Here is a 22,916-nt window from a genome sequence, read left to right as displayed (position 1 = left end):
CGGTAGCTCCGGTTACCGCGGAACGACGGCCACAGCCTCCAGCTGCTGCCGTTGCACCTCGGTGAGATAGCCGCGTTTGGTGGCCTTATCGTGCAGCCAGACCCCGATCGGCGCGGACTGTCCCGTCGCCGGATCGGTGGTCTTCTCCCATCGGTGCACCGTCTTGATGCGGGTCTTGGTGGTGTGCGTCGCCACGAGGGTGATCCAATCGTCGATGCTTCGCCGCGGCGCACGGTTTGAGGTTTGCGCGAACGTGAATCCGGGGATCGCCTCGAAGAGCGCGTCGATCCGGGCTGGGAGCCGCCCTTGCCGGAATGAGGCCTTCACCTCCCGCACCCGTTGCCCGAGTGGGTAACCGTCGGCGGTGACATACGCAGCTGGCGGATTCGCATGACCACCTGCCGAGTTCGCGAACACTGCGAGTTTGCGGGCCGTCAGCACGTAGTGGCTGGTGGTGCGCTTGATCAGTCGAATGCGGAAGTCGTCGGTGCCGACCTCATCGAGCAGCCGCGTGTCGATGGTCAGCCGTTTCAGAGTCCGTTCATCGGGGTCGGTGCTCGCTTCGATGCCGGCCCGCCACGCCAGCAGGGCCTCGTTGACGTAGTCGTCTTCCTCGGCGAGCGTGGTGAGCACCTGCCACGCTGCCAGGTGTGAGGTCCTGGCGACCTTGACGTCGATGGGGGAGGAATCGGCACTGCGGTCCAGGACCGGCAAGATGATCAGCGCGTGACGGTCCGGGACAGAACTCGACGAAGGGCGAGGTTGGCTAGTGTGATGACCCGAGTTCAGCGATCTCAGTGACGATGGCACCGAACACTGAGGCGAAGACCTGCGCTGCGTCGCGGACTCGGGCCGGTTCGGTTGCGGATGCGGTCAGGGGGCCGAACATGGCCTGGGGGCCGTGTCGGCGCATGGCTTCGGCGCCCTCGAGGTCGGCGAGCTGCGGGTACCAGGCGGGGTCGCAGTGGTGGTTGATGCCGTAGCGGCGGCCGGAGGTCCGCAGGTTCTCGGCAACCTGCAGGAGGTCGTCGCCGACGCCAAGACGCGCGGCGACAGCATAGTCAGTGTCGACACGCACGTGCATGGACAGGCGGCGCAGCAGGCTCGCCGACAGGGGACGGATTCCGATGTCGGAGTGGTTGTACGACACGATGACCATGAAGCCGTCGACTGCCCTGACTGGCGGCAGATCAGGGCGGTCGGCGTTGATGATCTGCCGCCGCTTGTCGGTCAGCGACAAGAGCGCGTCGTCGACGTCGCGGGGCGCCCGGTTGGCTTCGTCGATGAGCAGGACCTTCCCCTCGCGGGCGGCGCGGACCGCGGGGCCGTCGACCCACCGCCACGCTGCACCGGAGCCGGGCTCGCCGGGCAGATACTGGCCGTACAGGGACGCGACAGTCAGATCGGGGTGGCCCTGCACGCAGATGATGTCGTCACCGAATGCGGCGTCGACGAGCGTGGTCTTACCCGATCCGGGAGGCCCCGACAGTCGGGCGTGCATGCTGCCGCCGGCGCGGAGCTCCCGCAGGAAGGCGACGTCACTGGTGTCGAACAGGGCGCGCGGCCAATACTGGCCACCGCCAGGCAGATCGATCGGGTCGAAACGCGGCCGATCAACGTGGCCGTGGGCCGCGCACACCACCGTCGGGGCACCCGCCGGCGGTGCGGAGAGTTCAGCGGCGGCCCGCTCGGCGCGCATCGGCTCACCAATGGTGGCGGCGACGGCCGACAGCAGCTCCTGAAGGGAAGCGTCGGAGATCTCATCGCCGTCGACGGGCAACCGGTACAGGTTGACGGTCGTCGAACGCAGTGCGCGGTCGGCAGCCTCTACCTCGTCGGGTGAGGTCCGGTCGAAGTAGTCGCCGGCAGCGACGAGGGCGCGGAGGGCGTCTCGTTCGCTGGCGTACTCGGCGCGCAGGATCGCGGCTACTGCAGCATCGCCGAATGCGCGCATGAACGGATCGTGGTTGGCGACGATCCAGGCGCCGGCGTCAGTGCGGTACAGCAGGCGCGGGCTGTCGTCGGCGGTGATGACGCCGACGATCGGGCGTAGAGGTCGGTTGGTAGTCATGGGGGCTCCCCGGGGAGTGATCAATGTGGTCATGGCTGCCACCATGCCAATTCAGGTTTGATCGCCGCGGCACCGACGTGTGGCTTGCCGCACGGCATGGAACTACCCGTCACCATAATGGGCATGAACCCAGCACTGGCGGAACTGACCGCCGATCTGACGCGGACGGTCACTGCGCTGATCGATCGCCGCGACGTCATCGTGGCCCTGGACCCGGCTCTGCCGGTCGATGGGCAGTTCAACGCTGCCACCGCACAGATCGCGATCAACCTGGACCGCATCTGCGCCCCGGACACAGTGGCAGCCCTGCAATCCCGGTCGGTGACCATCACGGACGTGGAACGACTGCACGGGGTCCTCGCTCACGAGGCCGGGCACGCCGCACACACCTCGATCCGGCCGCTGCCCCCACACCTAGTCGACTGGGTCGAACTTCTGGAGGAGCCCCGCATTGAAGCGGCGATCCTTCGCCGACGTCCGGAGCTGGCGTCGCCGCTGGCTGCAGCGGCCGCCCCCGCCGTCGGGACCGCGGCCCCGACTGAAGCCGTCGCCGCGATCGAAACGTTGATCCTCGTCGGCGGCCGCATCACCGCCGGAGTCTTCACCACAACTGCCGACTACACGGCAATGCTCGACGCCGCCCGCACGATCCTGGACGCCGACGACGTCGCCGCGATCGACGTCCTGGCGGCCACGGCCCTGCAGATCCCCGATGATGACCTGCCGGCCATGGTGCGGGCCGCGCAGCAACTGTTCGACATCGCGTCCCGCTACGGTGCCGCCGGCCGCGCTGGAACCACTGTTCATCACGTCACCGGACGGGAAAGCCCCGACGTCGACGACTCCGACGACCCCACCCCCGACAGCGGCGGCGCAGAGGAGTCGAGTCAGGCAGACAACGACGACCGCGGCGCAACAGGATCCGATGACCCCGACGGCGGCAATGCCCCTGCCTCCGACGATGCCCAGCAAGCTGAGTTGGCAGGCGCCACCGCCCCAGCTGCACTCAAGTCGGAGCAGCACGTCCAGGAGGTGCCGACGGCGTACATCGACGGCGACCCGAAATTCTTCAGCAGCACAGTGACCGGACGTGCCGACGACTGGTTCACGGTGCGCGCACTCCCAGACGAAGCGAGCTCCCACCGGCCAGTCACCAGCACCGACCGGTCCTCTGTGCGGGCGCTGCAGTCGTGGTTGGTCGGCCACAGCAGCGAAGCACCAGTAGAGACCGTTGTCGGTTCCCGACTACCGCGGGGCCGGCTGAACACCACCGAGCTGATGCGGGCGTCAGCCCAACAGGAACTCGGCCTGGCGGTCACTGCCACCCCGTGGCGCCGCCGCCGGACCGTCGAACATCCGACCGCGCCGCTGGAGCTCGGCATTATCTGCGACCGCTCCCAGTCGATGAGCAGGCACCTCGAGGCGGTCGCGACGGTGGCGTGGACGCTGCAGCACAGCATCGTCGGCACCCGAGGCCGATCACGTGCGTGGGTCTTCGGAGCAGACGCCCACGTTCTCCCAGAACAACGAGGGGACCGGATCACCATTCCGGCGGTCGACGCAAACACCCTCGCCCTGCTGCCGGCGATCGTCGACTACCAGCGATGGGCGCGCCCCGAGAACGCCGCGAAAGTCCTCATCATCATCTCCGACGGCGCCCTCTACGGAGATCCCGTTCGCGACCAACTCGCCCGACTGGCAACCACCGGCGTCAAGATCATCGGCATCACTCCAAGGCCGACGGCCATCGAAGCCCTCGCCAACCATCTCCCCGCCGGAAGCCCCGTGGAAGTCCTCGGCGCCGACCTGCTCACCCAGATCCAGCAGCACCTGGTCGGTTAGGCAGCTTCGATGTCGGACGCCATCTGGACTGCCATCGATGCCTGGAAATTCAGGTCGTGAACCCAGTCCTGTGCGGTCGCCTCGACGCCGTTGGATTGGATCTTCGGGTACGCGAACCGGCCCGCAGCCACATGGTGCGCCATCGTCGCCATGACGTCGGCGATCTGCCTGAACCACGCGGTGTGCACCAGGACGTGGTCGAGGGGCATCTTGTTTCGCACCAGATCGGATTGCCGTTCCTCATCCATCAACGCCATGTGCGTGAAGACGTACCGCTGCAAGAACAGCAGATCGGCGTAGCTGTAGTCGTGAGTGTCTGCGGACCGCGCCGGTAGGACGGCCGCAGCAGAGGACTGCAACGACATGGTGATGTCGGTGATCGTTGCTGCCAGCCTCCCCAAGGTCTGCACGTTGGTTGCAGCCACCGCATCGTCGTCGGCCCAGATCGGAGTCGCGTAATCGAATGTCGCCATAACCCCAGTATCCGAAGCAGTTTCCCGGCGCCCGGAAACCGGGCTCCTACCGTGTTGACCGTGCACACACGAACTCGGCTGAGACGCTCCCTGCCACTGCTGACGGTCGCCGCCGTCGCCGCGTGCAGCGCTCCCGCCGCTCCCTCCCCGCAGCCGACTGCCGGCCCGCGGGCGGTCGCCGAACCGGCCATCGTCACCATCCGTCTCGATGTGACCGGCACCGGCACCGGCACCATCCGCTACAGCAGTGATCACGGCCCGCAGCAAAGCGCGGTGACCGTCCTGTACGGCTGGTCGTACACCTACATGGCCTCCAGCAAGAGCCCAATCACCCTGGAAGTCCGGCATCGCGCCGACCTCGACGCCAGCTGCGCAGTGCACATCGACGGCCACCTCCGCACCACCGACTCCGGCATCAACCCCGTCTGCACGGTGAACCAGACATGAGCACCACCCGCCGCGGAACCCCCCGCAACCGACTGCAACTCTGCTCCGTCGACCCCACCAATCTCGACGGAGCCAAAGCCGCACTAGGATCGGTGTCGGCTCTCACCGGCGTCCACCAACGCGTCACAGTCCGCGACTACGGCCTCAACCGCCGGGCCGCGATCCGCACCCTGCTCGTCCGGACCGACCCGGACGGGCACATCGAAATCCTCGCCGACGGCGGCACCTACCGGTACCTCATCGTCGGCGGCGGGACCGCAGACATGCACATCACCTCACCTGCAGGGACCCTCGTCGACATCGTCGACGCCTCCGACCTCACTATCACCGCCACCGACGTCAGCGTCGACATCATCACGCGATCGGGAGCGACGACGATCGCCGTAGAGCGCGGCACCCGCGGGCGCATCGAAGTCGTCGACGGCGCCGACTGCACCATCAGCGGCGCCGGCCCAGAGCTCCAGGTTGTGCGGCGCACACCAACCGTCATCGTCGAAGTCTCGCCGGAATTGACGCGACAACTCATCGCCCACGTCCCCGCAAACCCCTTCGGGTTGCCAGCGGCTACAACGCAGAGGACTCACCCATGACCGCCCCAACACATCTGACCGCGACCGGGACCGTGAACGCTGCTGCCGATCTGATCGACCGCACACAACGGTGGCTTCGCACCGATCAGGCCGCGATCATGCGCCAACTCCCCGAACAGCAGTCCGCAGCCAACTGGTGGACCAGCCAGGGCCATGAGCATGCCGACTCGGTCGTGACCGTCCCGGCGTGGATCGAGTTTTGCTACGGACAGTCGGTGACCGCGACGAAGGAACATCCGACGCTGTCGGCGACGGCATCCGCTGTCGCCGAGCTGCTGACCGTCATGTCGCGGCAACTGCAGGACTTGCCGCTGTACGTCATCGACGACCCGCATGTGCGGCTGGCGGCGATCACTCTCGCCAGAACCAGCGCCTATCGGCACCCTCCTGTGAAGTGGCCAGCCGCCAGCGACGCGGGCACCGTCCTGTTCACCGACCCGATTCCACTGCGTCAGTACACAGCTCCCGACGTTGCGGTGCCTGGGCTGAGCGCGACCGTCGACAGAGATAGTGCCCCCACCCTCGCGGGCCTCACGTGGAGCCGCGACCGCGGCCAGGACCTCGTCCGCTGCCAGGACTGGATCCACACCGGCATCGACACCCTGGGCATCGCCAACCTCGACGAACAGATCGCCAAGAACACTGCCGGAGGTCTCGTCCCGCCCATGCTCAACAACGGGTACTGGAAGCTCCCCATCGCCGGCGACTCCTCGCAGGATCAGGCACGTGCTCGGCTGATGGCTGCCCACTCGGAGGTCATGAGTGGCCGCGCAGTCCGGTGGGATGGGCTCGAGACGATCACCGATGACGACGCCCTATTTGCGGCGCGACTGACGACGGTGCTCGCTGATGCGTTGACAGCGGAACTGTTTGAGATCACTGAACGTCGCATCACCAGCGGGGTCGGTCGCTGCAGCGAGCGGAAGTCTTCGCGCCGGCCGCGCCGTCATCGGCGCCCGGCTCGGACGGTCTTGTACACCTTGGCGCCCAAGCCGAGGGCTGCCGGATAAAGGGGTGCCGCGCATCGGAGAACGGCCGCCTACGGTGGAAGCACATTCGAAGCCACACCACCGATCGAGGACCTACATGAGATCACTGCGTACCGCGGCCATCGCCGTCGGCGCTACCGCCGTCATCGGAGCTGCCACCGGCTGCCAGGCGATGAACGACATCGCCACCAGCATCGACATCCCCAGCCAGGCGCCGGTCAGCACACAGACCGACCAGGTTCCTGAACCCGGTAATGCGGCGGTCACGACGAGCGCCGACGTCGCCGACGCCCTGACCCTGCTCGGCCAGCTGCCGGTGAAGGGACGTGCGCCGAAGACCGGCTACAGTCGCGCCCAGTTCGGAAAGGCGTGGACCGACAACGTCAACGTCGAAGGCGGGCATAATTCCTGCCCGACTCGTGAAGACATCTTGGCCAGGGACTTGGTCGACATCGTCTACATGCCCGGCAAGAAGAAGTGCAAAATCAAGTCCGGCACCCTCCACGACTCGTACACGGGGAAGACGATCCACTTCCAGCGAGGCGAACAAACGTCGTCAATGGTGCAGATCGACCATCGGGTTGCGCTGTCGAACGCATGGCAAACCGGCGCGCAGCAGCTCACCGTCGAACAGCGCACCGCCCTCGCCAACGACCCCGCCAACCTCGTCGCCGTCGACGGCCCCACCAACCAGAAGAAGAGCGACGGCGACGCCGCAACCTGGCTGCCTCCCCTGAAATCTGGCCGATGCCAATACGTCTCGGCTCAGATCACGGTCAAGCACACCTATCACCTTTGGGTGACACCGCCGGAGAAGCAAGCCATGGAACGCATACTCTCCGCCTGCTGAAGCTCCACGACCGAGCCACCGACACCCACCGGAGTCGGTAGCTCAGTCGTCTCCAGCGTCGACCGGTTCGGCCAGTCGCCCCTGCTCGTGCCGGTAGCCACGGAACCACATCAGCGCCAGAAACCGCCCCACATCAGAGCGGTCCGCGAGATACGGGTTCTGTCCAGGCGTGATGCGCTCATGAACGGCGGCAGCACCCTCCTGCTGTGCGGTCACGATCTCGCCGATCGGCGCCGGATAGCCACCACGACTGACCTTGAGGTCACCGCGCTCACGGCGAGCTGACAGGAACTTCAGACCGTTAGACAGAGACGGCATTATCGAACCTCTCGATATGGGCTTCCTCGTAGTCACCGCTGGTTCGGATCGCTTTGAACCGCGCGAACGACATATGACCGCCGGTGGAACTCAAGAACCCCAGCAACTCCTCGGAACCGTACGCGTTGACGCGTTTGGCGTTCCCCGACAGCAGCGACCAGGCGTCGACCTTCAATGCGCGGCCGCGCGCATTCAGCAGATGCCCTCGCGTGGCGACCTCAGCTGCCATGTACCGCTCATAGGTGTACTCGTCGTACTCGTCCTGCATCTGCTTGGCGGTCGGCGTCGCGCGGACACCGGCCGCGGTGCGGTGCGCCGGATCCGTGATGATCGTCGCCTCATAGCGGCGGAAGTCGCGGGGGGACATGTTCTGGAACGACCACTCCATCCGCCGGTCGATCGCGTCTTCGAGTTCGGGATCCTCCAGCGGCGAGTCCGTGTGGTTGAGCAGCCGCCGGTCCATCTCCGTCTCCGCGAGATCCCGCAACTGCGGATCGACGTGGGCATCGAGCCACACTTCCTTGAGTTCACCGTCGGTCAGTTCCTCGGGGGAGTGGAGTTTGTCGACCAGCACCGAAAACGACGTGATCGGGAACAAGTCCCGATCGAAGTCGGTGCGGGACTGCATCTCCCGCCGAGACCACTCCCTCTCGACGAGGTGCTGTCCTACGAGATCACTGGAATGCTCCCGCCACAGCCGCTCGAGGTCCTCGTCGTCGGTGTGCGCGAGCTCGTACGCATCCAACGGCGCCGGCGCGGGCGGCTCGACAGGGATCTCTGGAACCTCCGACCGCACACCAATGTCGTTGATCGCCTCAATGACCCGTGACATCGCGCGGTCGATCTTCGAGGCGTCACCGTCAGCCTCCGCGGCCGCGACCGCTCGTTCCCACCGAGACAACCGTTGGACGGCGGAAGCGAGGAGCTTCCTCGCCGGATCCGTATGGGATGGGCAGCGGAGATCGCATTTGTCCCCGCATTTGCGTGAACGGCACATGCAGCTGGTACCTCGTGGTGGTGTGGCTTCGAATAGTGCTGTGATCGTAACCGCACACCATCCCCGGGGAACGGACCTCGGCCTGATCACAGCCTGCAGCACTGCTGTCGGCAGCTGATGCCGCACCAGATGCGCGCGCCTGAGACTCTGGACGCACAGCACCACGCACACGATGGAAGGACAAACTCGTGGCACCGTCAGCAGGCATCGGAGTATCGGTGACGCCCTCTCGTTACTGGGGGGCGACCGTAGAAGCCATCGAGCAATTCTCCTCACTCGACCAGCGCGTCACCGTCACCGCCGTCGCCGACACGATCACCGCCACGGTGACGACGGCGCAGGCACGACTGAGGGTGGCCCGGCACGTCGACTGGTACATCGCCGACGTCGGTGACCACACCATGTCGGCGACCGCCCGTCATATCAGGGACCGCCGCTATCGGATCTCCGAAGCGGGGGGCTGGCACACGTCCACCGAGTCCTGCCGACCAAGTCGGAAAGCGCCCCGAACCGTCCTGTCGCGGACCGCAGCGTCGGGACAAATCACCACCGGCGCCTTCAGCCAGCAACTGTCGGCAATCGTGAACGCGCCAGCGGTCAGCCACGTCCAGATCGCCGCAACCCCCGCGGGTGCCCTTGGACTCTCGACCACCAGCACCGTCATCACCGCCGCGATCAGCAGCGGCCCGATCGGGGACACCGCACAGATCGTGGTACTCCCGGTAAACCTCGCCGCAGCCCTCGCGATCCTGATTGCCGACGAACCCGCCGACCAACCCCTCACAGTGACCGTCGACGCCACGAAGATGACCGTCGCCGCAACCTCCGCCGAGACCACGATCTCCATCACCGCCCGCACCTTCGAGCCCGCCGTGCCGTGGCCGACCCCACCCAACCCCGAGCTGGAGCGCCACGACTTGATCGTCACTGACCTGTCGCCCTGGCACGAACTGGCCGACCACCCGGTAACCGGGCGGCCGTTCCCCACCTCGCACCTGCGGTGGAACACCAACTCCGGGACGCTGTCGGTGCTGTCGCGTATCGGATCAAGCACCATCGACCTCGATCTGCCGGCCACCAGCTCCGATCGATTCGCCGTCGACCTGCCGTGGCCCGCCCTGAAGGCACTCCTCGCCGGCGCCACCGACGCCCGCCAGGTCGGCCTGCGGTACTTCGCGCCGAACCCCACACTGACGTTCCTGACCGCTGACTTCCGACTCGGGGAACTCAGCGGGTTCGCCACCGTCGGAGCGCGCCGCCCAGACAATCGACTTAACGGAGGAGTCTCGTCGACCGGGCGCTAGCGTTCGGCGCGTCACGACCCCACCTCGTACGCTGGCTAGACGACTACCTCTAATCTGGGGACTGCATTAGTCCAGTCCCCAGACGCGACGACGTCGACCTGGGGACACGGGCTGACAGGAATGCGACGTTAAGGGAGACGAGAGTGAGCGCACAGCGGCGCCCACGGTATTTGCCGTGGCAGGATGCCCTCTCAGATCCGGGCCCGGTCATGGTCTTCGACATCGATGGTGTCGTCGCCACGATGAAGAAATTCGAGCCACTCCTCGGCGACCGATTCGACGAACAGGCGTGGCGAGCGTTCAACGACAAGTACAAGTTCGCGGCCCTCATCACCCGCGGGGCCCGACTTGTCGACCTCGCCGTCGAATCCGGCCTGCAGGTCGTCTGGTCGACCACCCGACCCAGCACAGCCGGCGAAGCCACCTGGAACTGGCTCGGCCGCCACAACCTTCCCCAAGGGCCGATCATGATGCGTCACCGCATCAAAGACGGGTACCGGCCAGCGGTGGAGGTGAAGGTCCGGCACTGGTACTCCTGGCTCGACAAGTACGGCGACACCAACCCCATCCTCGGCTGGGTCGATGACGACGATGCCGCCCTGCACGCACTCCCGTACAACGGCTGTCCGACCTGGCATCCGATGAAACTGCAGCGTGCCCTCAACCGTCCCCGCGGCTCCGCCCTGATCCCAACGCTCACCACTCGGGTGTCGCCGCCGACGGACGTGCTCGCCACCAACCTCGCTGAGCACCGCGCCGAATGGGATGCCCGCGATGAAGCCTTCCAAGCAGCTCAGAGCATCTGGTGGGAGAAGGAAAAGGCCCGCAACGCAAAGAGGCGGGAGGCGCGACGTGAGCGTCAACAGCAGGGGCGCCGGGACGCCGATCGGCGACGCCGCTAGCCGGGAGACCCGCCGACTACGGTTCACGGCGTGAGGATCCCCGAATCGTTCGTCGACGAACTGCGGCAGCGGGTCCCCATCGCTGACGTCATCGGCGACTACGTCGACCTGAAACAGCAGGGGCCACTGCTGGTCGGCTGCTGCCCGTTCCACTCCGAACGGACTCCCAGCTTCAAGGTCCGACCCGAATACCACCGCTACCGCTGCTACGGCTGCGGGGAGAGCGGCGACATCTTCGACTTCCTCGCCCACACCGAGGGCCTCGAGTTCCGTGCCGCCATCGAGCACCTCGCCGGCCTTGCCGGCATTGCCGTCCCCGACACCGGCGGCCGCCCCGACGACGCAGACCAGTCACGACGACTGCGCCGCACCCTCGACGCCGCCCACACCCTCCTCCAAACCTGGCTGAGCGACCCGGCTGCGGCGACCGCCCGCACCTACCTGACCGACCGCAACTTCGACACCGACCACATCCACTCGTGGCAACTCGGATACAACCCGCCCGGCACCCAGCTCCTCGACCAGATGCTCGCCGACGGTCACACCCGCGAAGACCTCGCCGCCGCCGGACTGATCAAACAATCGCCCCGCGACGGACGCTGGTACGACTACTTCGGAGGACGGCTCATCTGGCCGCTCCACGACCCGGCAGGACGCCTCTGCGGCCTCGCCGGCCGCGCCCTCACCGAGCAGCCGCGCGCCAAATACCTCAACTCCGAAGACTCCGTCCTGTACCACAAGGGTCGGATGCTCTACGGACTCTGGAACGCCCGCCGCGACATCCTCACCACCCGCACCGCGATCGTCGTCGAAGGCTACACAGACGTCATGGCCCTCGCCGCCGCCGGACACCCCAACACCGTCGCCGCATGTGGCACTGCCATCAGCACCGAGCAGGCCGACCTGCTGCACTCACGGGTCGGCGACCAAGGGCACATCGTCAGCGGCTTCGACAACGACGACGCCGGCCGCAAAGGCGCCTGGGCACTGTTTCTCGCCTGCCAGGACTTCACCACGCAGATCACCGCCATCGACTACAGCCAGTACGGCGCCAAGGCCGACGCCTGCGACGTCCGAACCCGCGGCTCGGACACTGACCTCACCGAGCTCGTCGCCGCCCGAATCCCGGTCCTGCAGCTACTCCTCGACGCTGACACCGCTATGCCCGCCGACGCAACCCCCGAACAGGTCGCATTGGCCGCTCATCACGCCGCCGAGCGTCTCGCCCAGGTGCACTCGCCGATCCTCCGGGACCGATACACGCAGCACGCTGCTACTCGACTCAACATCCCGGCCACCGCACTGCGCACCGCCCACACCGCGCCGCCCGCGCCCGCAATCTCAACGATCTCCCGGCCAGCGCTCGATGACGACGCAGTCACCCTCGCCGCGCACCTCATCGACACCCCGACCGCCGTCGACAGCGCCTTGTCGGCAGCCGGCGTCACCGCGCTGCGGGAACTCGTGTCTGCGCCGATCGTCAACGCCATCGAAATCTCCTGGTGCAGCTTCGCCGACGGCCGCCCCACCGAACCTGACGCGGCTAAGACGTGGGCTGACTACATGACCGCGGTCCTCGAACCCGACGACCATCCACTGTTCTGGCAGATCGCGTTCGCCGACCACACCGCCAGCACCGCGGCCGACCTCGCGATACGACTGCGGCGCCAGCAGCTGCAGACCATCATCGCCACCGCCCGCACCGACCCAGCACGCGCCAACGAATACATGAACGCCCACCGACAGCTCCGCGCCCTGCGCAGCGCCTGAACAGACCAGAACCCCTGGCACCAGCGTGCCGCGACCTCCCATCACGCCCTTCTAGCGTCGAGCCATCACTCGAGTAGAAGGAGACACCAAATGACGTTCCCGAACCGCAACCAGTTCGCGAGCCGCCGACCACCCGTTGCGGTCAAGACCCCGACACCCCCACAGACCACCGAGCCCGAACCTGCCGACACCCTCGATGTGGAGGTGCCCGACACGTCCTCCGACACCGCCACGCCGGCCGCTGAACCGACGCCCGGCAACGACGCGGACGGCGTCGACGAGGCAGCGGCGGCCGACCTCGAGGACCCCGCCGAGGCTACTGCGCCGCACGCAAACCCCGAGCCGGAGATCGTCGAGGAGCCGAAGCCTGCCAAGAAGCCGCGCACCACCAAGAACGCCCGGAAGACCCCCACCGCAAAGGCCACCGCCACGGAACCCATCCTGATCGTCGTGAAGGGTGGCGCCATCACTGCCAGCACCGCAGCAGTGATCATCGACCTCGACACCGCTGCCGACGACGATGTCGACGCCCACCAGATCGTCGACATGATGACCGACCTCGCCCGAACCGGCGACACTCCGATCCGGGCGACTGCCCTCACCGCTCTGACTGAATTCGTCACCAGTAAGGCGATGAACGCCTAGCCGCATACGACCCTCTGTGGTGCTGTGCGAGCGCAACTACGCAGCACAGCACCACAACGGCGGGAATCGTCCCTGACACAATGGCGACGTCGAACACGCCCCGCAATGAAAGGCACCCTCCATGAGCAAGATCCAAGACCTACTCGACCGGGTACCCCGGTGGGGCGAACTCGACGGTCGCGGACGTGCACTGTCCATCGGCGGCCTCGCGGTCCTCGTCGTAGTCATCGTCGTGGCCGGCCTCTTCATCGGCGGAGTCTTCTCCAGCAGCGACCAAGCCTCCGGACCCACCGACGAACTGCCCTACGGGAACGGGGTCGCCGACTGCATGCGGAGCATGACCCACCCCGACGACGCAGAATCCGCCGATCTCGTGTGGGTTGCGTCCGGCGGAGACAAGGGCCTGCCGTACCGAGCGAACGTCGCCGACGCGATGATCCAGGAGGTCCAGGGCAACCGGTTCGCATTCGTCGCGATGTGCATGGAACCGAAGTCGACGCAGGAGCAGATCACCGACACCGCGACCGTGATCGCCCAGAACGTCAAGGCCAAGTTCAGTGGTCAAGCGACGCTGTCCGCGCTCGTCGTCCAGTACCTCGGCGACGGTTCGACCCCGCTTTCCGAGGTCACCACGTACTGGAAGGATCACCCGTTCCTGCCCGGGACCCCGGTGAAGGACCAGCGTTCGGCGTGGGAGTTCAACCCGAACCCGACCAACTAGTCCGGCAGAAACGAGTGTGGCCCCGAACCGGGAAGGTTCGGGGCCACACTCATCTGCTGCCTACTTCAGCTTGGCGAGGCTGGCGAGGTTGTCGATCCACTGGCTCACCCAGGTCAGCGACCCGAGCTGCCCTGAGATCTTCAACTGCGGGTACAGAACGTGGGCGTTGGCCCGCCAGTACTGCGGGTTCGTCACCATCTGCACCAGCCCGGTGTTGTCCTTCACCAGGCCCTGCATGAGCGCGGTGGCCGCCTCCGGATACTTCTGCACATCCAGCGGGCTCGTCATCCCGGCCTCCTGGAACGCTGCGTTGACGCGGGCGAGGACCTTGTCCAGGCCTGTGTTCTCCATCGCGTTCTGCGGTGCCGTGCTCAGACCGCGCAGCAGAGCAGGAACGTCCTGCAACTGAGCGAAGATCTCCGGCATCGCGTCCGGCAGAGTCGACACGCCTTGGGCGACCAGCGCCGCACCCGCCGGCTGCTGCGCCGCCAGCATCACACCGCCAGCGGCGATGTTCATCAACGCCGACAGCGTGTTCGACGACAGCTTCGTCCGCGGCAGTCCCGTGATGTCCGCGACGGTGTTCAGGCCCTGCAGAGCCAGGACGCCAGCCATGCGGGTCGAGCCCTCGTCGCCGACCATGTCGGGGAAGTCCAACGACACGTTCTGCGCGAACTTCACCAGATCCTGCGCGAGCTCCGAGTTCTCCGGCAGCGAGCAGACGATGTCACCGGGCACGCACAGGGACACCACGCGGCCCTTGAGCTGTCCGAAATCGGCGTCGCGCTTGCCGGCCAAGCCTCCACCTGCGACGGCCTTCTGCGTGACCGGCGAGATCGACACCTTGGTTCCACTGGTGGCGGGTGCACTCGTCGAATCCTCCGAATCGGTGGTGCTCGTCGGACCGGTGATCAGGTTCTCCAGCTGCGTCGACAGATCACCATTCGTGGACGGGGTAGTCGTCGACGACGGGTCCGCCCCAGCAACCTGCGGTGTGCTCGTCGCGCTCCCGCCCACGACACCGGTTGACGGTGTCGTCGACGACGGCTCCGAATCCGACGGCGAGTCATCGACCGGGACCACGGTGGTGGACGGACTGGGATTCTCAGAATCAGTCGTCGGCTCGTCCGCCACAGTGGTCGGGTTGCCGTCGCCACCGGTGGGGGCGTCCGCGAGGTTCGTCGGCTCGTCGCCGTCGTCCGGTGTCGTCTTCTCCGGGGTGTTCGTCGTCGGCGCCTTCGGGGTTGTCGTCTCGGCGTCAGCACACGCAGAAGCTGCCTTCTTCTTGCAACTGGGCAGGTCGGTGGGGAGCTGCTCGATCTTGTATCCGAGAGTCCCCTGCTTGTCGGCTTCCTTGCCCTTGTCGATCGCCGACTTCAGCAGCGCCTCGGTCAGCAGATACTCCGTGGACCCGTAGGAGAGCACCTTCTGCTTGCAGTCGTCGTAGCCGAGCTTCGCGCACTGCCCGTACCGGTAGTAGTCCGGGAACAGCTCCGCGCGCTTGTCCTTCTCCTGTTTCGTGTAGTCCCACACGTAGCCCATCCCGAGCTGGGCCGCGATCAGTTTCTCATCGCCTTCGGGTATCGACGTGGCCTGACCATCAGGGCTGATCAGCGTGTTCACGCCCTGCGGCCGTTTGCGTGAATCGTTCCCGGTCGAAACGCTGCGTCGGACGTCGTCGAAGATCTTGACTGCCTTCACGACCTCCGGCGTCGCCCACCGGAATCCGTCTGCGTACAGGTCTTCGGGTTTGCTTCCCGCCGGCGGGTTCGTCGGCGCCGATGCCTGCACGTCGCCGATTACGATCTGACCACGGTCGTCGACCGAGGGGTAGGAGACCTTGAGGACCTTCGTGACACCGTCAGGTGCAGTCTTCGGGCCGCTGATCTCGGACTTCAGGATCGCGCATGCCCTCACCGACAGGGTGTCGCACTTGAAGGGGTTCTCGTAGCGGTGGACACCGTCGGTCGCCGATGCCGGCACGACGTTCGCTTCCCAGTCGGGTTTGTTGCTGTTGTACTGCCTCTCAGCGGTGCCCGCGAGCACTTGGAGCTGGCCGTTGGTGAACTTGCTGCCCTTCGCGTACCTTCCGCCGACCGCCTGGAAGTACGACTTGCAGGCGCTCAACGTCCAGGTGCCGTTCGGTGCCGGAACGCTCGTCTGGTTGCTGCTCAAGCCGTCGCCGCACCCACCGAACTGGTAAAGACGGTTGATGAGGGTTTCGCGGTCCTTGTCGTTGTCGGGACTCCGCGAGGACCGGTAGCCGGTCTTGTACACGATCTTCCCGCCCGTGTAGAGCTTCTCGAAGTCGTTGAACGTTGCGATGGACCAGGCCGCACATTCACGGCCGGTCTCGTGCAAATCGATGTCACCGGACCGCTTGTGGAAGTCGTCCACGCTGGCTGCGCGATTGAACCGGGAGTTGGATCGTCCCCATCCTTCCGTCGCGTTGATCCACGAGGACTTCAGCCACTCGTTGTCCTTGTCGCCCATGTCGGCGGTGGGAGCGGATCCTTGTTTTCCGTCGCGGTGGCAGATCTTGTAACTGCTCTTGGGGTCGATCTTCCCGACGTTCCGATCACGGAGTGCGGTGATCGGCTGCTGGTTACCGTCACCGTCCAGGAACCCGACGGCGTTCTTGATGTCCTCGAGGTAGGGCTTCCGATCATCGGGTTTGAGGTCGTCGAAGTTCGGGATCGTCTTGGCGCCCTTCGACGACGCTGCAGCGGTGTTGTTGCCTGCCTGCTTGAGCTGTGCGTCGAGTGCGCACTTGTCGCTGGTTTTGCTCAGGCAGCCGTCGAGGATCTTCTGATCCGGTCGCTGGTATCCCGGTGCTTTGATCTTGTCGCGGGTGGCGGTGAGTTCACTGGAGGGGACCATGAAGCCGTCGGCGACACGGCCACCGGGCAGTCCGTCGACGAAGTTGCCGCGGCAGTCGCCGAGGGTCTTCGCCTTGCACTTGTCCCAGCCATTCATGAACAGGTCATCGACGACCTTGCGGCGGGCATCCTTCTCAGCCGGGGTCCGGCCGTACACCCAGCCACCCTCCTGTGCCTTCGTTTTGAAGTCGCCGCCGGCGATGCTGCCTTGCCCTGAGATCGGAACCCATTCGGTGCCCTTGCCGATCGACGTGACGCCGTCAGCGATCTTCTTGCGGAGCGTCCCGTCGTCGGCGTCTTCCGGTTGTGCCGGCGTCAGCTCATCGTCGGCCGCTGGGAGTGCTGTCGTGTCGTCGATCTGAACAAACGACGCCGTACCGCTCGTGCTGCTGCCCGCGATCTTCGGCGTCGACGGGTCCAGCGGCACCGACGGTGTGGTCGTGGCGTCGGGACTGTCCGACGGTGCACTGTCCTGCGGTTCGACCGAGGTCGGCGCCGGCGCCTGCGTGGACGGTTCGGCGCCAGCTACACCCGTGGTGCCGCTGGTGCCGGTGACCGCGCCGGCGAGCTTGCCTGCCATGTCGGTGAGGGTGCCGGCGAGATTGGCGCCGTTGTTGCCGAGCAGATCATCGGCGGTCATCTGCAGTTGCGCGAACGACGGGTTGTTGCTGAGCGCTCCGATCGCGTTCTCCAGGAACGCGGGCACGTCGGGACGGGACTGGCTGGTGTCGGCGATGACGTTGGAGTTCGGGGTGCGCTGCGGGTCGGAGACCAGGACGACGCCGGCAATGCGCGCCGGGTCGACCGGGGTCCGCTTCTGGCCGATGGCGGTGGCGACGTCGCCCGCGACATCAGCGCCCTGACTGTAGCCGCCGAGAATGATGCTGGACTTCGGGCAACGGGATGCGGCGTCGGTGATCGTCGCCAGGGTCTTCTTCGCGCCGGCTTCCACTGATGCTTTGTAGCTGGTGCCATTGACGCCGGCGTCCGCATCGTAGGTGATCATCGTGACGCCGAACTTGTTGCCGAGCGCTTTGCTGAGCGGGTCAGTGACCTTCGACAGCATGCCGATCGGCTTGTTCGGGTTGTCGTCGCGGTTGATCTCGAAGGTGCCCGGCACACCGACGAACATGAATGGCGCACAGTTCGGGCGGGTCGACTGTTCGACAGCGGGCCGGTTCGTGAACTGTTTGCGGATGCCTCCGTTGGGGACGATCGGCAGGCGGATGTTGGTGCGTCCATCGGTGCCGATGGTGGGTGTCTTTCCACCGGTTAGGGCGTCGAGGCCCGGGAGTTGCAGGCCTGTTGGCAGTCCCGGCATGGTGTTGGCGGGGTCGGCGAATGCGGTCGCGGGCGTGACGCTGACGGCCAGCACCGCGGTGGCAGCGATGGCGGCGGCAGATCTCCCCAGACGAGTTTTAGGCCGAGTACGCATAGTGCGGACTCCTCTTAGATTGTGTGGCTTCGAATATGGTGATTCTGAGCCTAACAGAGCAGGTTGACAGCGTTTGGACGTCGATTTCGCGGGTGTGGAGTGCCGCGGTTCCGGAACGTGTCGCCGTACGCTGCAGTCGATTTCCCGACCGTGCAATGAGAAAGCGAGCACATGCAGTTCGAACCAGCTCTCCGCGCCGCAGAACGGCTTGTCGGTGCCAGCGCCCGACGCAGTGATGTACTGCCCGCACTAGAGGCCCTGCTGGACGGTGACGGCGCGATCCTCCCCATCCCCACCGACGCCGTCGGCGATCCGGTGGTGTGCGTCGATGGGGCGGTGATCTCCACGCAGACCGACATCGTGACGTGGATTGCGGTGGCCGCTACCAACTCGTCGGAGTCGGCGTCCCTGTCGACGGCGACGGTCACCACCGTCGGGTCACATGCTGATGCGGTCCGGGCGGCGGTGATGGCGGCCGCCGAACTGGCTGTGGCTGTTCGGACTGCGGAAACCGACGGTGGGCCGGTGTGGATGGACGGATCGTTGGCGACACCGCTGATCTCGATCGCGACGAGCCTGACGTCCGTCCCGGCAGCCGAGGCCGCGGAGTTCGCGCACTGCCTGCGCGAACTGCAGGTGGTCGAATCGGTGACCGCGTACGTCGACCTCGCTCACGCTGGCCGGCTACGGTCTCTGCCGAAGCAGGACACCTCGAGGTCGTACCTGAATCTGTGGGCGCCGCGCATGGAAGGGGCCGCGCAGGGCTGGCTGCGACTGCAACGGGACCGAATCCTGATGGGGGAGTTGCTGCCGCCAGGGTTCGTGATGACGCCGCGGCCGTCTCCGGAGGTCGCGTCAGTCGCGCTCGTCGAACCTACACCGGCCGAGCTGTGGGATCTGTTCAGTGAGTTGCGGTTGGCGATGGCCGGATGGGGTGACAGCGACCCGCAGGTCACGTACCTGATGCCGACGGACCTCAACAGGCCGATCAAGATCGAGTTCACCGCGGCCGGGCAGCGCGATCGGGCCGCGGACACGGCGGTGCAGTTGGCGGCGCAGATCGATCCGCTGTGCCACGGTCCGCGGATGTTGGAGCCGTACCCTCAATTCGTCGTGGATTCGTTCGCGAAGGCTCAGGTGCAGTTCGCGAATCAGGTTCTCGCCTCTGGCATTTCATCGGCGTTCGGGGCCAGCCACCCGGAACTGGTGCGTGCCTACCGCACCTGACGGCCGGCCCGTATACGTCGAAGCGCGCCGCACCCGTTCGGGGATGCGGCGCGCTTCGACGTGCTGTGCGACAGCTAGGGGATCGCGATGTAGAACGAGGCGCCCTTCTGGGCCGGGTTCATCGACGAGAACCCGATGAGGTTCAGCCCTGATCCGATGTGGAACTTCTTCTGCGCCAGGATCGGTCCTCGTTTGCGGGTGCCGGTGATACGCATGAACTTCTCGTGGTAGAAGGCGGGAACGGCATTCCAGTAGTTCAGCTTGATGGTTGCCTTGCAGGTGTTGCTGGTAAACCCACGAGACCGCAGCGTGACCTCGATCCAGCCTCGCTTGGCAGGGTCATTCTTGACGCTGACGCCGATGGTTCCGCGGCAGCGGCCGTTGTCGCCAACTGTCCACACTTCGTCGCCTGCGACGCCGATACGGGGGGTCTCGCGGTACTTGGCGTCGGCGGTTCCTGCTCCGACGAAGGTTGCCATCGCCGCGGCGATGAGGCCGATGACGGCCAGCATCACGCCGGTCTTGGTGAAGTTCCTGGTCATGAGGTGCTCCTTAGCAGTCCTGCGCGAGGCGGGATGTCGAACGTTGGTATGAACCGTAGCCGGTGCGGTGGCGGGCTGTCCGTACAGGCTCAGCCCGCCACCGGGTCATCTAGCGGCCGTGCTTGCCGGCGGAGGCGGGCTTCTTCGCGCCCTGCTGGCCGGGAGCCTGCAGCTGCGGCCAGTTCACTTGCAGACCCTTGATCGCCTGTTGTGCCTGGTTGCTGACACTGCGGGTGACGTCGTTGATGGCCTTCTCCGCTGCCGGGGCAGCCGGGCCGAGCGCCTTGATCGGTGCCTGCGCCTGCTCAGCAGTCCACCCGATCTTGGTGCCGCCGACGTTGACCTGGACATCGCCGCCCTTGTTGACGACGTAGTCGACCGGCGGGAGACCAGCGCGCTGCGCATCCTCCTTCGGCAGGTGGACCTCGAACTGGTTGCCGCCGGGGTTCGGCAGCGGAGCGGGGTCGGCCTGCCGGTGCTTGCCGCGCTCTTCGGGCTTCGGCAGGTTGTCACCCGGCCGCTTGTACTTTCCGCCCGGGTCACCTGCACCGAGCACGTAGCCGGCGCCCGCACCGATGAGTGCACCGGTGATGGCTGTGGCGGTTCCGACGGCAAGACCGGAAGCGATGGCCACACCGGCACCAGCTGCGGCACCGAGCCCTGCGCCTCCGAGGATGGAGAAGGGGTTGCCCGTCATGGAGCCGATGCCTGCGCCGATACCGGCTCCGATCGGGACTGCAAAGACGCCGACAAAGATCGTGGTTGCGGTGAACCCGACGGCGGCACCCGTCAGGCCGCCAGCGGCAGCGCCGGTGACGATCGCCGCAGTCTGCCGAACGGCTTCATCCTCGGGAACGCCGATGGAGATCATGAAGTTTGCGATCTCCTGCGAGGCGTAGCCGTTCCAGCCGTTGGCCCAGTCGATCGTGTGCTGCTTGTTCGGGAAGTCCGGCAACTCGTCGTAGTCGCGCTCGAAGTTGCCAAGCAGCAGCGTGCTCTTCTTCGGCGGTGCCGGACGCTTGACCTTCGGTGCGGTCGGGTCAGGGGAGTGGATCGGAGCGACGGGGACCGGACTGTAGTCGCCCTCGTAGTTCGGCGTCTCCGGCGCCGTGTGCTGCGACGGCGGCGCCGAGGGCGCCGACGGCAGACCCATCGGCCCGGGCGTGTACGACGGCGGAGCCACTGGTGCAGGCTCGGGTGCCGGTGCAGGCTGGGTCGGGGTGATACCGCCCTGCTGCTGCGGGCTCTCCGGCTGGGTGGGGGTGATGCCACCCTGCTGCGGTGGAGTGTCCGGCTGCGACGGGGAGATGCCGCCCTGCTGCGGGGCAGCCGAGGCAATACCGGGCGCGAGCGGCCCACCGATCGCGACGGCGCCGGCGAGAAGTGCGGCCATCCCGATCTGGGACAGGGGCCGGCTGGCCGGGGGGCGGTACGTGCAGGTCTTGGATGCCATGTGCTGTTCCTTGCTGTGAAGTGCGCGGCGGTCGTCCGCCGCGAGTGCGTGGGTGGTGGTTACTGAACCTGGTTCGAGACGATCAGGGTCTTGCCGCCGGAGCGTGCCGTCTGGATGCGCTGCTTGAAGATCTCGGGGTCACCTCCTCCAGGAGGGATCTGGGACAGTTCAGTCGAGTAGAGACCGTTTCCGAGATCGGTGATCGTCAGACAGTGGGTGGTCCCCTGGGGGAGGGCGTCGATCGCTGCTTGCAGGTTGTCGATCGACCCGAACATCGGCCTGATCGAGGACGACATCACTGCATCAGCAGCAGCCTCACTAGAGCGTTTCGTGTAGTAGGCGTAATTGAAGGATTTGATGGTGTCCGCGCCGCTGGCAGTCAGGCTTCCGGCATCGTTGCCAGTGGTGACCTTCCCCTCCGTAGAGGACGGGCAGCTGCTGCCGGGCGGCACCGCCGAGGTTGGCGTCTGAGCTGACGTCAGCGACGAAGTCGCTGCCGGCGGCGTCGCCACACTCTGCCCATCGCCTCCGCCGAGCATCATGTAGCCACCGATGCCAGCGCAGGCGACCACCACGGTGCACGCCGCGGCCCCCAGCAGCAGCCGGCGGTTGTTCCGGGAATTATCCGGCCGACTGCCAGCCAGCGATCCGATGTTGCTGTCGGCGTGCTTGCGTTCACGGCGTGCGGCGCGCTCGGCGTCCTTCGCTTCCCGCTCAGCCTTCTTCTCAGCCGCGCGCTCTTCTCGCTTTGCCTTCGTGGCCGCGATCCGCTGCTCCCGGAGTTCATTCTTGGTCAGCCCCTCCTCCGGAACGGTTTCAGCGGTCGCGGCCGCCAGAGCCGTCGTAGCCGGCTCCTCGTCCCGACGAGATGCGCGGCTACGGGGGCGGCGCGGTTCGCTCGGGCGGTGCGAGGCCCGCAGGACCTCGTCCCGGCCAGGCAGGTCGAACGCCGCACCGACGGTGCGCGAGCCGACGAAGTCAAAATCGGGGTCCATCCCGAACTGGACGCCGTTGTCGAAGTCCGCGCTCGAGGAGATCGCGGCCGTCGCGCGCCGCGGAGCAACAGGTGCTGGACTGTCCACGACGGGATCGAGCGTGTCAGTCATGTTCGAGGCCGGAATCGGGGCCGAGTTCTCGGCAACGGGCTCATCGCCGAAATCGTCGGGCATGTCCCACAGCCCGCCCTGGTCGAGTGGGGTCATCAGCGGTCCTCCCGCATCGAGCTAGCGGACAGTACGAAGTTGAGCGTGGCGGGCGCGGTCACACGGTCAGCGCCAGCGATGCTGGGTGTCACAGTGGGTCCTCTCCGCAGCGCTGCCCAACAGAATCCGAGAGAGTTCAGCCGCGGTTAGCTGACAGGTCTGATGAGGCAGTGGTGGTCTGCGCGTTGTGGCTTCGAATAGTGCTCGAAGCATAACCGGCGGGTTTCCGGCACTGCCATCGCAGAACGCGCACGTCACA

At 66.3% G+C, this 22,916-nt stretch carries 20 protein-coding genes; 11 read left to right on the top strand and 9 right to left on the bottom strand.

Annotated features, from left to right (window positions below; genetic code table 11):
• Positions 1–12: 12 nt before the first annotated feature.
• Together AAFO60_RS10965 and AAFO60_RS10960 are read right to left on the bottom strand one after the other, a co-directional pair.
• Positions 13–714, bottom strand: coding sequence for a hypothetical protein (locus tag AAFO60_RS10965; protein WP_347956233.1), 702 nt, complete (start codon positions 712–714; stop codon positions 13–15).
• A gap of 52 nt (positions 715–766) precedes the next feature.
• The gene (locus tag AAFO60_RS10960) at positions 767–2,071 is read right to left on the bottom strand and encodes an AAA family ATPase (protein WP_347956232.1); all 1,305 of its coding nucleotides are present in this window, start codon (positions 2,069–2,071) and stop codon (positions 767–769) included.
• A 123-nt stretch (positions 2,072–2,194) separates the two neighbouring features.
• On the opposite strand from AAFO60_RS10960, the gene AAFO60_RS10955 reads away from it, so the two are divergent.
• A complete protein-coding gene (locus AAFO60_RS10955) occupies positions 2,195–3,913 on the top strand; it encodes a hypothetical protein (protein ID WP_347956231.1) in 1,719 nt (572 codons plus the stop codon).
• On the opposite strand, the gene AAFO60_RS10950 is transcribed toward AAFO60_RS10955, so the two are convergent.
• A complete protein-coding gene (locus tag AAFO60_RS10950) occupies positions 3,910–4,386 on the bottom strand; it encodes a hypothetical protein (RefSeq protein ID WP_347956230.1) in 477 nt (158 codons plus the stop codon). The two genes, AAFO60_RS10955 and AAFO60_RS10950, sit on opposite strands and share 4 nt — an antisense overlap.
• A 60-nt stretch (positions 4,387–4,446) precedes the next feature.
• Here AAFO60_RS10950 and AAFO60_RS10945 point away from each other — a divergent pair, with 60 nt between their 5' ends.
• The 4 genes from AAFO60_RS10945 (at position 4,447) to AAFO60_RS10930 (ending at position 7,262) form a co-directional block, all read left to right on the top strand.
• Complete coding sequence (locus AAFO60_RS10945) at positions 4,447–4,833, top strand: hypothetical protein (RefSeq protein ID WP_347956229.1); 387 nt, start codon at positions 4,447–4,449, stop codon at positions 4,831–4,833.
• Positions 4,830–5,423 carry a hypothetical protein gene (locus AAFO60_RS10940; RefSeq protein WP_347956228.1) on the top strand — a complete coding sequence of 198 codons (594 nt, stop codon included), beginning with the start codon at positions 4,830–4,832 and terminating at the stop codon, positions 5,421–5,423. The genes AAFO60_RS10945 and AAFO60_RS10940 overlap by 4 nt, the downstream gene beginning before the upstream one ends.
• Entirely contained in the window at positions 5,420–6,433 is a 1,014-nt protein-coding gene (locus AAFO60_RS10935) for a hypothetical protein (RefSeq protein ID WP_347956227.1), read from the top strand. The genes AAFO60_RS10940 and AAFO60_RS10935 overlap by 4 nt, the downstream gene beginning before the upstream one ends.
• Before the next feature lie 76 nt (positions 6,434–6,509).
• Entirely contained in the window at positions 6,510–7,262 is a 753-nt protein-coding gene (locus AAFO60_RS10930) for an HNH endonuclease family protein (protein WP_347956226.1), read from the top strand.
• Between the two features lie 42 nt (positions 7,263–7,304).
• On the opposite strand, the gene AAFO60_RS10925 is transcribed toward AAFO60_RS10930, so the two are convergent.
• Entirely contained in the window at positions 7,305–7,580 is a 276-nt protein-coding gene (locus tag AAFO60_RS10925; protein WP_347956225.1) for a hypothetical protein, read from the bottom strand.
• Positions 7,564–8,577, bottom strand: a complete 1,014-nt coding sequence (locus tag AAFO60_RS10920) for a hypothetical protein (RefSeq protein WP_347956224.1) — start codon at positions 8,575–8,577, stop codon at positions 7,564–7,566. The genes AAFO60_RS10925 and AAFO60_RS10920 overlap by 17 nt, the downstream gene beginning before the upstream one ends.
• A 188-nt stretch (positions 8,578–8,765) precedes the next feature.
• On the opposite strand from AAFO60_RS10920, the gene AAFO60_RS10915 reads away from it, so the two are divergent.
• From AAFO60_RS10915 to AAFO60_RS10895, 5 genes are all read left to right on the top strand, one after another.
• Positions 8,766–9,881 carry a hypothetical protein gene (locus tag AAFO60_RS10915; protein ID WP_347956223.1) on the top strand — a complete coding sequence of 372 codons (1,116 nt, stop codon included), beginning with the start codon at positions 8,766–8,768 and terminating at the stop codon, positions 9,879–9,881.
• Positions 9,882–10,123: 242 nt separating this feature from the next.
• Positions 10,124–10,783: a hypothetical protein gene (locus AAFO60_RS10910; RefSeq protein WP_347956222.1), complete on the top strand. Its 660-nt coding sequence runs from the start codon at positions 10,124–10,126 to the stop codon at positions 10,781–10,783.
• Between the two features lie 30 nt (positions 10,784–10,813).
• Positions 10,814–12,553, top strand: a complete 1,740-nt coding sequence (dnaG, locus tag AAFO60_RS10905; protein ID WP_347956221.1) for a DNA primase — start codon at positions 10,814–10,816, stop codon at positions 12,551–12,553.
• Between the two features lie 90 nt (positions 12,554–12,643).
• Positions 12,644–13,198, top strand: a complete 555-nt coding sequence (locus AAFO60_RS10900; RefSeq protein ID WP_347956220.1) for a hypothetical protein — start codon at positions 12,644–12,646, stop codon at positions 13,196–13,198.
• A gap of 121 nt (positions 13,199–13,319) precedes the next feature.
• Positions 13,320–13,919, top strand: coding sequence for a hypothetical protein (locus AAFO60_RS10895; RefSeq protein WP_347956219.1), 600 nt, complete (start codon positions 13,320–13,322; stop codon positions 13,917–13,919).
• 60 nt (positions 13,920–13,979) lie between these two features.
• Here AAFO60_RS10895 and AAFO60_RS10890 read toward each other — a convergent pair whose 3' ends face one another.
• Positions 13,980–18,233 (bottom strand): cutinase family protein, encoded by a 4,254-nt coding sequence (locus AAFO60_RS10890; RefSeq protein ID WP_347956218.1) that lies wholly within the window; start codon positions 18,231–18,233, stop codon positions 13,980–13,982.
• A 171-nt stretch (positions 18,234–18,404) separates the two neighbouring features.
• Here AAFO60_RS10890 and AAFO60_RS10885 point away from each other — a divergent pair, with 171 nt between their 5' ends.
• On the top strand, positions 18,405–19,460 hold the full coding sequence (locus AAFO60_RS10885) for a hypothetical protein (RefSeq protein ID WP_347956217.1): 1,056 nt from the start codon (positions 18,405–18,407) through the stop codon (positions 19,458–19,460).
• Between the two features lie 74 nt (positions 19,461–19,534).
• On the opposite strand, the gene AAFO60_RS10880 is transcribed toward AAFO60_RS10885, so the two are convergent.
• The 3 genes from AAFO60_RS10880 to AAFO60_RS10870 form a co-directional block, all read right to left on the bottom strand.
• Positions 19,535–20,002, bottom strand: a complete 468-nt coding sequence (locus AAFO60_RS10880; RefSeq protein WP_347956216.1) for a hypothetical protein — start codon at positions 20,000–20,002, stop codon at positions 19,535–19,537.
• Between the two features lie 109 nt (positions 20,003–20,111).
• A complete protein-coding gene (locus tag AAFO60_RS10875; RefSeq protein ID WP_347956215.1) occupies positions 20,112–21,455 on the bottom strand; it encodes a hypothetical protein in 1,344 nt (447 codons plus the stop codon).
• 59 nt (positions 21,456–21,514) lie between these two features.
• Positions 21,515–22,657 carry a hypothetical protein gene (locus tag AAFO60_RS10870; protein ID WP_347956214.1) on the bottom strand — a complete coding sequence of 381 codons (1,143 nt, stop codon included), beginning with the start codon at positions 22,655–22,657 and terminating at the stop codon, positions 21,515–21,517.
• Between the last annotated feature and the right edge of the window lie 259 nt (positions 22,658–22,916).

It is taken from the genome of Gordonia aichiensis, assembly GCF_039946255.1.
Classification (GTDB): Bacteria; Actinomycetota; Actinomycetes; order Mycobacteriales; family Mycobacteriaceae; genus Gordonia; species Gordonia aichiensis_A.
The sequence above is the reverse complement of the archived record's forward strand: the minus strand, read 5'-3'. Positions and strand labels throughout refer to the sequence as shown.

What these genes read in the sequence shown, in the direction of transcription:
- AAFO60_RS10885 (WP_347956217.1), top strand. Translation starts at nt 18,405, where the DNA reads ATGCAGTTCGAACCAGCTCTCCGCGCCGCAGAACGGCTTGTCGGTGCC.
- AAFO60_RS10955 (WP_347956231.1), top strand. Translation starts at nt 2,195, where the DNA reads ATGAACCCAGCACTGGCGGAACTGACCGCCGATCTGACGCGGACGGTC.
- AAFO60_RS10880 (WP_347956216.1), bottom strand. Translation starts at nt 20,002, where the DNA reads ATGACCAGGAACTTCACCAAGACCGGCGTGATGCTGGCCGTCATCGGC.
- AAFO60_RS10925 (WP_347956225.1), bottom strand. Translation starts at nt 7,580, where the DNA reads ATGCCGTCTCTGTCTAACGGTCTGAAGTTCCTGTCAGCTCGCCGTGAG.
- AAFO60_RS10890 (WP_347956218.1), bottom strand. Translation starts at nt 18,233, where the DNA reads ATGCGTACTCGGCCTAAAACTCGTCTGGGGAGATCTGCCGCCGCCATC.
- AAFO60_RS10950 (WP_347956230.1), bottom strand. Translation starts at nt 4,386, where the DNA reads ATGGCGACATTCGATTACGCGACTCCGATCTGGGCCGACGACGATGCG.
- AAFO60_RS10940 (WP_347956228.1), top strand. Translation starts at nt 4,830, where the DNA reads ATGAGCACCACCCGCCGCGGAACCCCCCGCAACCGACTGCAACTCTGC.
- AAFO60_RS10935 (WP_347956227.1), top strand. Translation starts at nt 5,420, where the DNA reads ATGACCGCCCCAACACATCTGACCGCGACCGGGACCGTGAACGCTGCT.
- AAFO60_RS10895 (WP_347956219.1), top strand. Translation starts at nt 13,320, where the DNA reads ATGAGCAAGATCCAAGACCTACTCGACCGGGTACCCCGGTGGGGCGAA.
- AAFO60_RS10900 (WP_347956220.1), top strand. Translation starts at nt 12,644, where the DNA reads ATGACGTTCCCGAACCGCAACCAGTTCGCGAGCCGCCGACCACCCGTT.
- AAFO60_RS10870 (WP_347956214.1), bottom strand. Translation starts at nt 22,657, where the DNA reads ATGACCCCACTCGACCAGGGCGGGCTGTGGGACATGCCCGACGATTTC.
- AAFO60_RS10910 (WP_347956222.1), top strand. Translation starts at nt 10,124, where the DNA reads ATGAAGAAATTCGAGCCACTCCTCGGCGACCGATTCGACGAACAGGCG.
- AAFO60_RS10875 (WP_347956215.1), bottom strand. Translation starts at nt 21,455, where the DNA reads ATGGCATCCAAGACCTGCACGTACCGCCCCCCGGCCAGCCGGCCCCTG.
- AAFO60_RS10930 (WP_347956226.1), top strand. Translation starts at nt 6,510, where the DNA reads ATGAGATCACTGCGTACCGCGGCCATCGCCGTCGGCGCTACCGCCGTC.
- AAFO60_RS10960 (WP_347956232.1), bottom strand. Translation starts at nt 2,071, where the DNA reads ATGACTACCAACCGACCTCTACGCCCGATCGTCGGCGTCATCACCGCC.
- AAFO60_RS10920 (WP_347956224.1), bottom strand. Translation starts at nt 8,577, where the DNA reads ATGTGCCGTTCACGCAAATGCGGGGACAAATGCGATCTCCGCTGCCCA.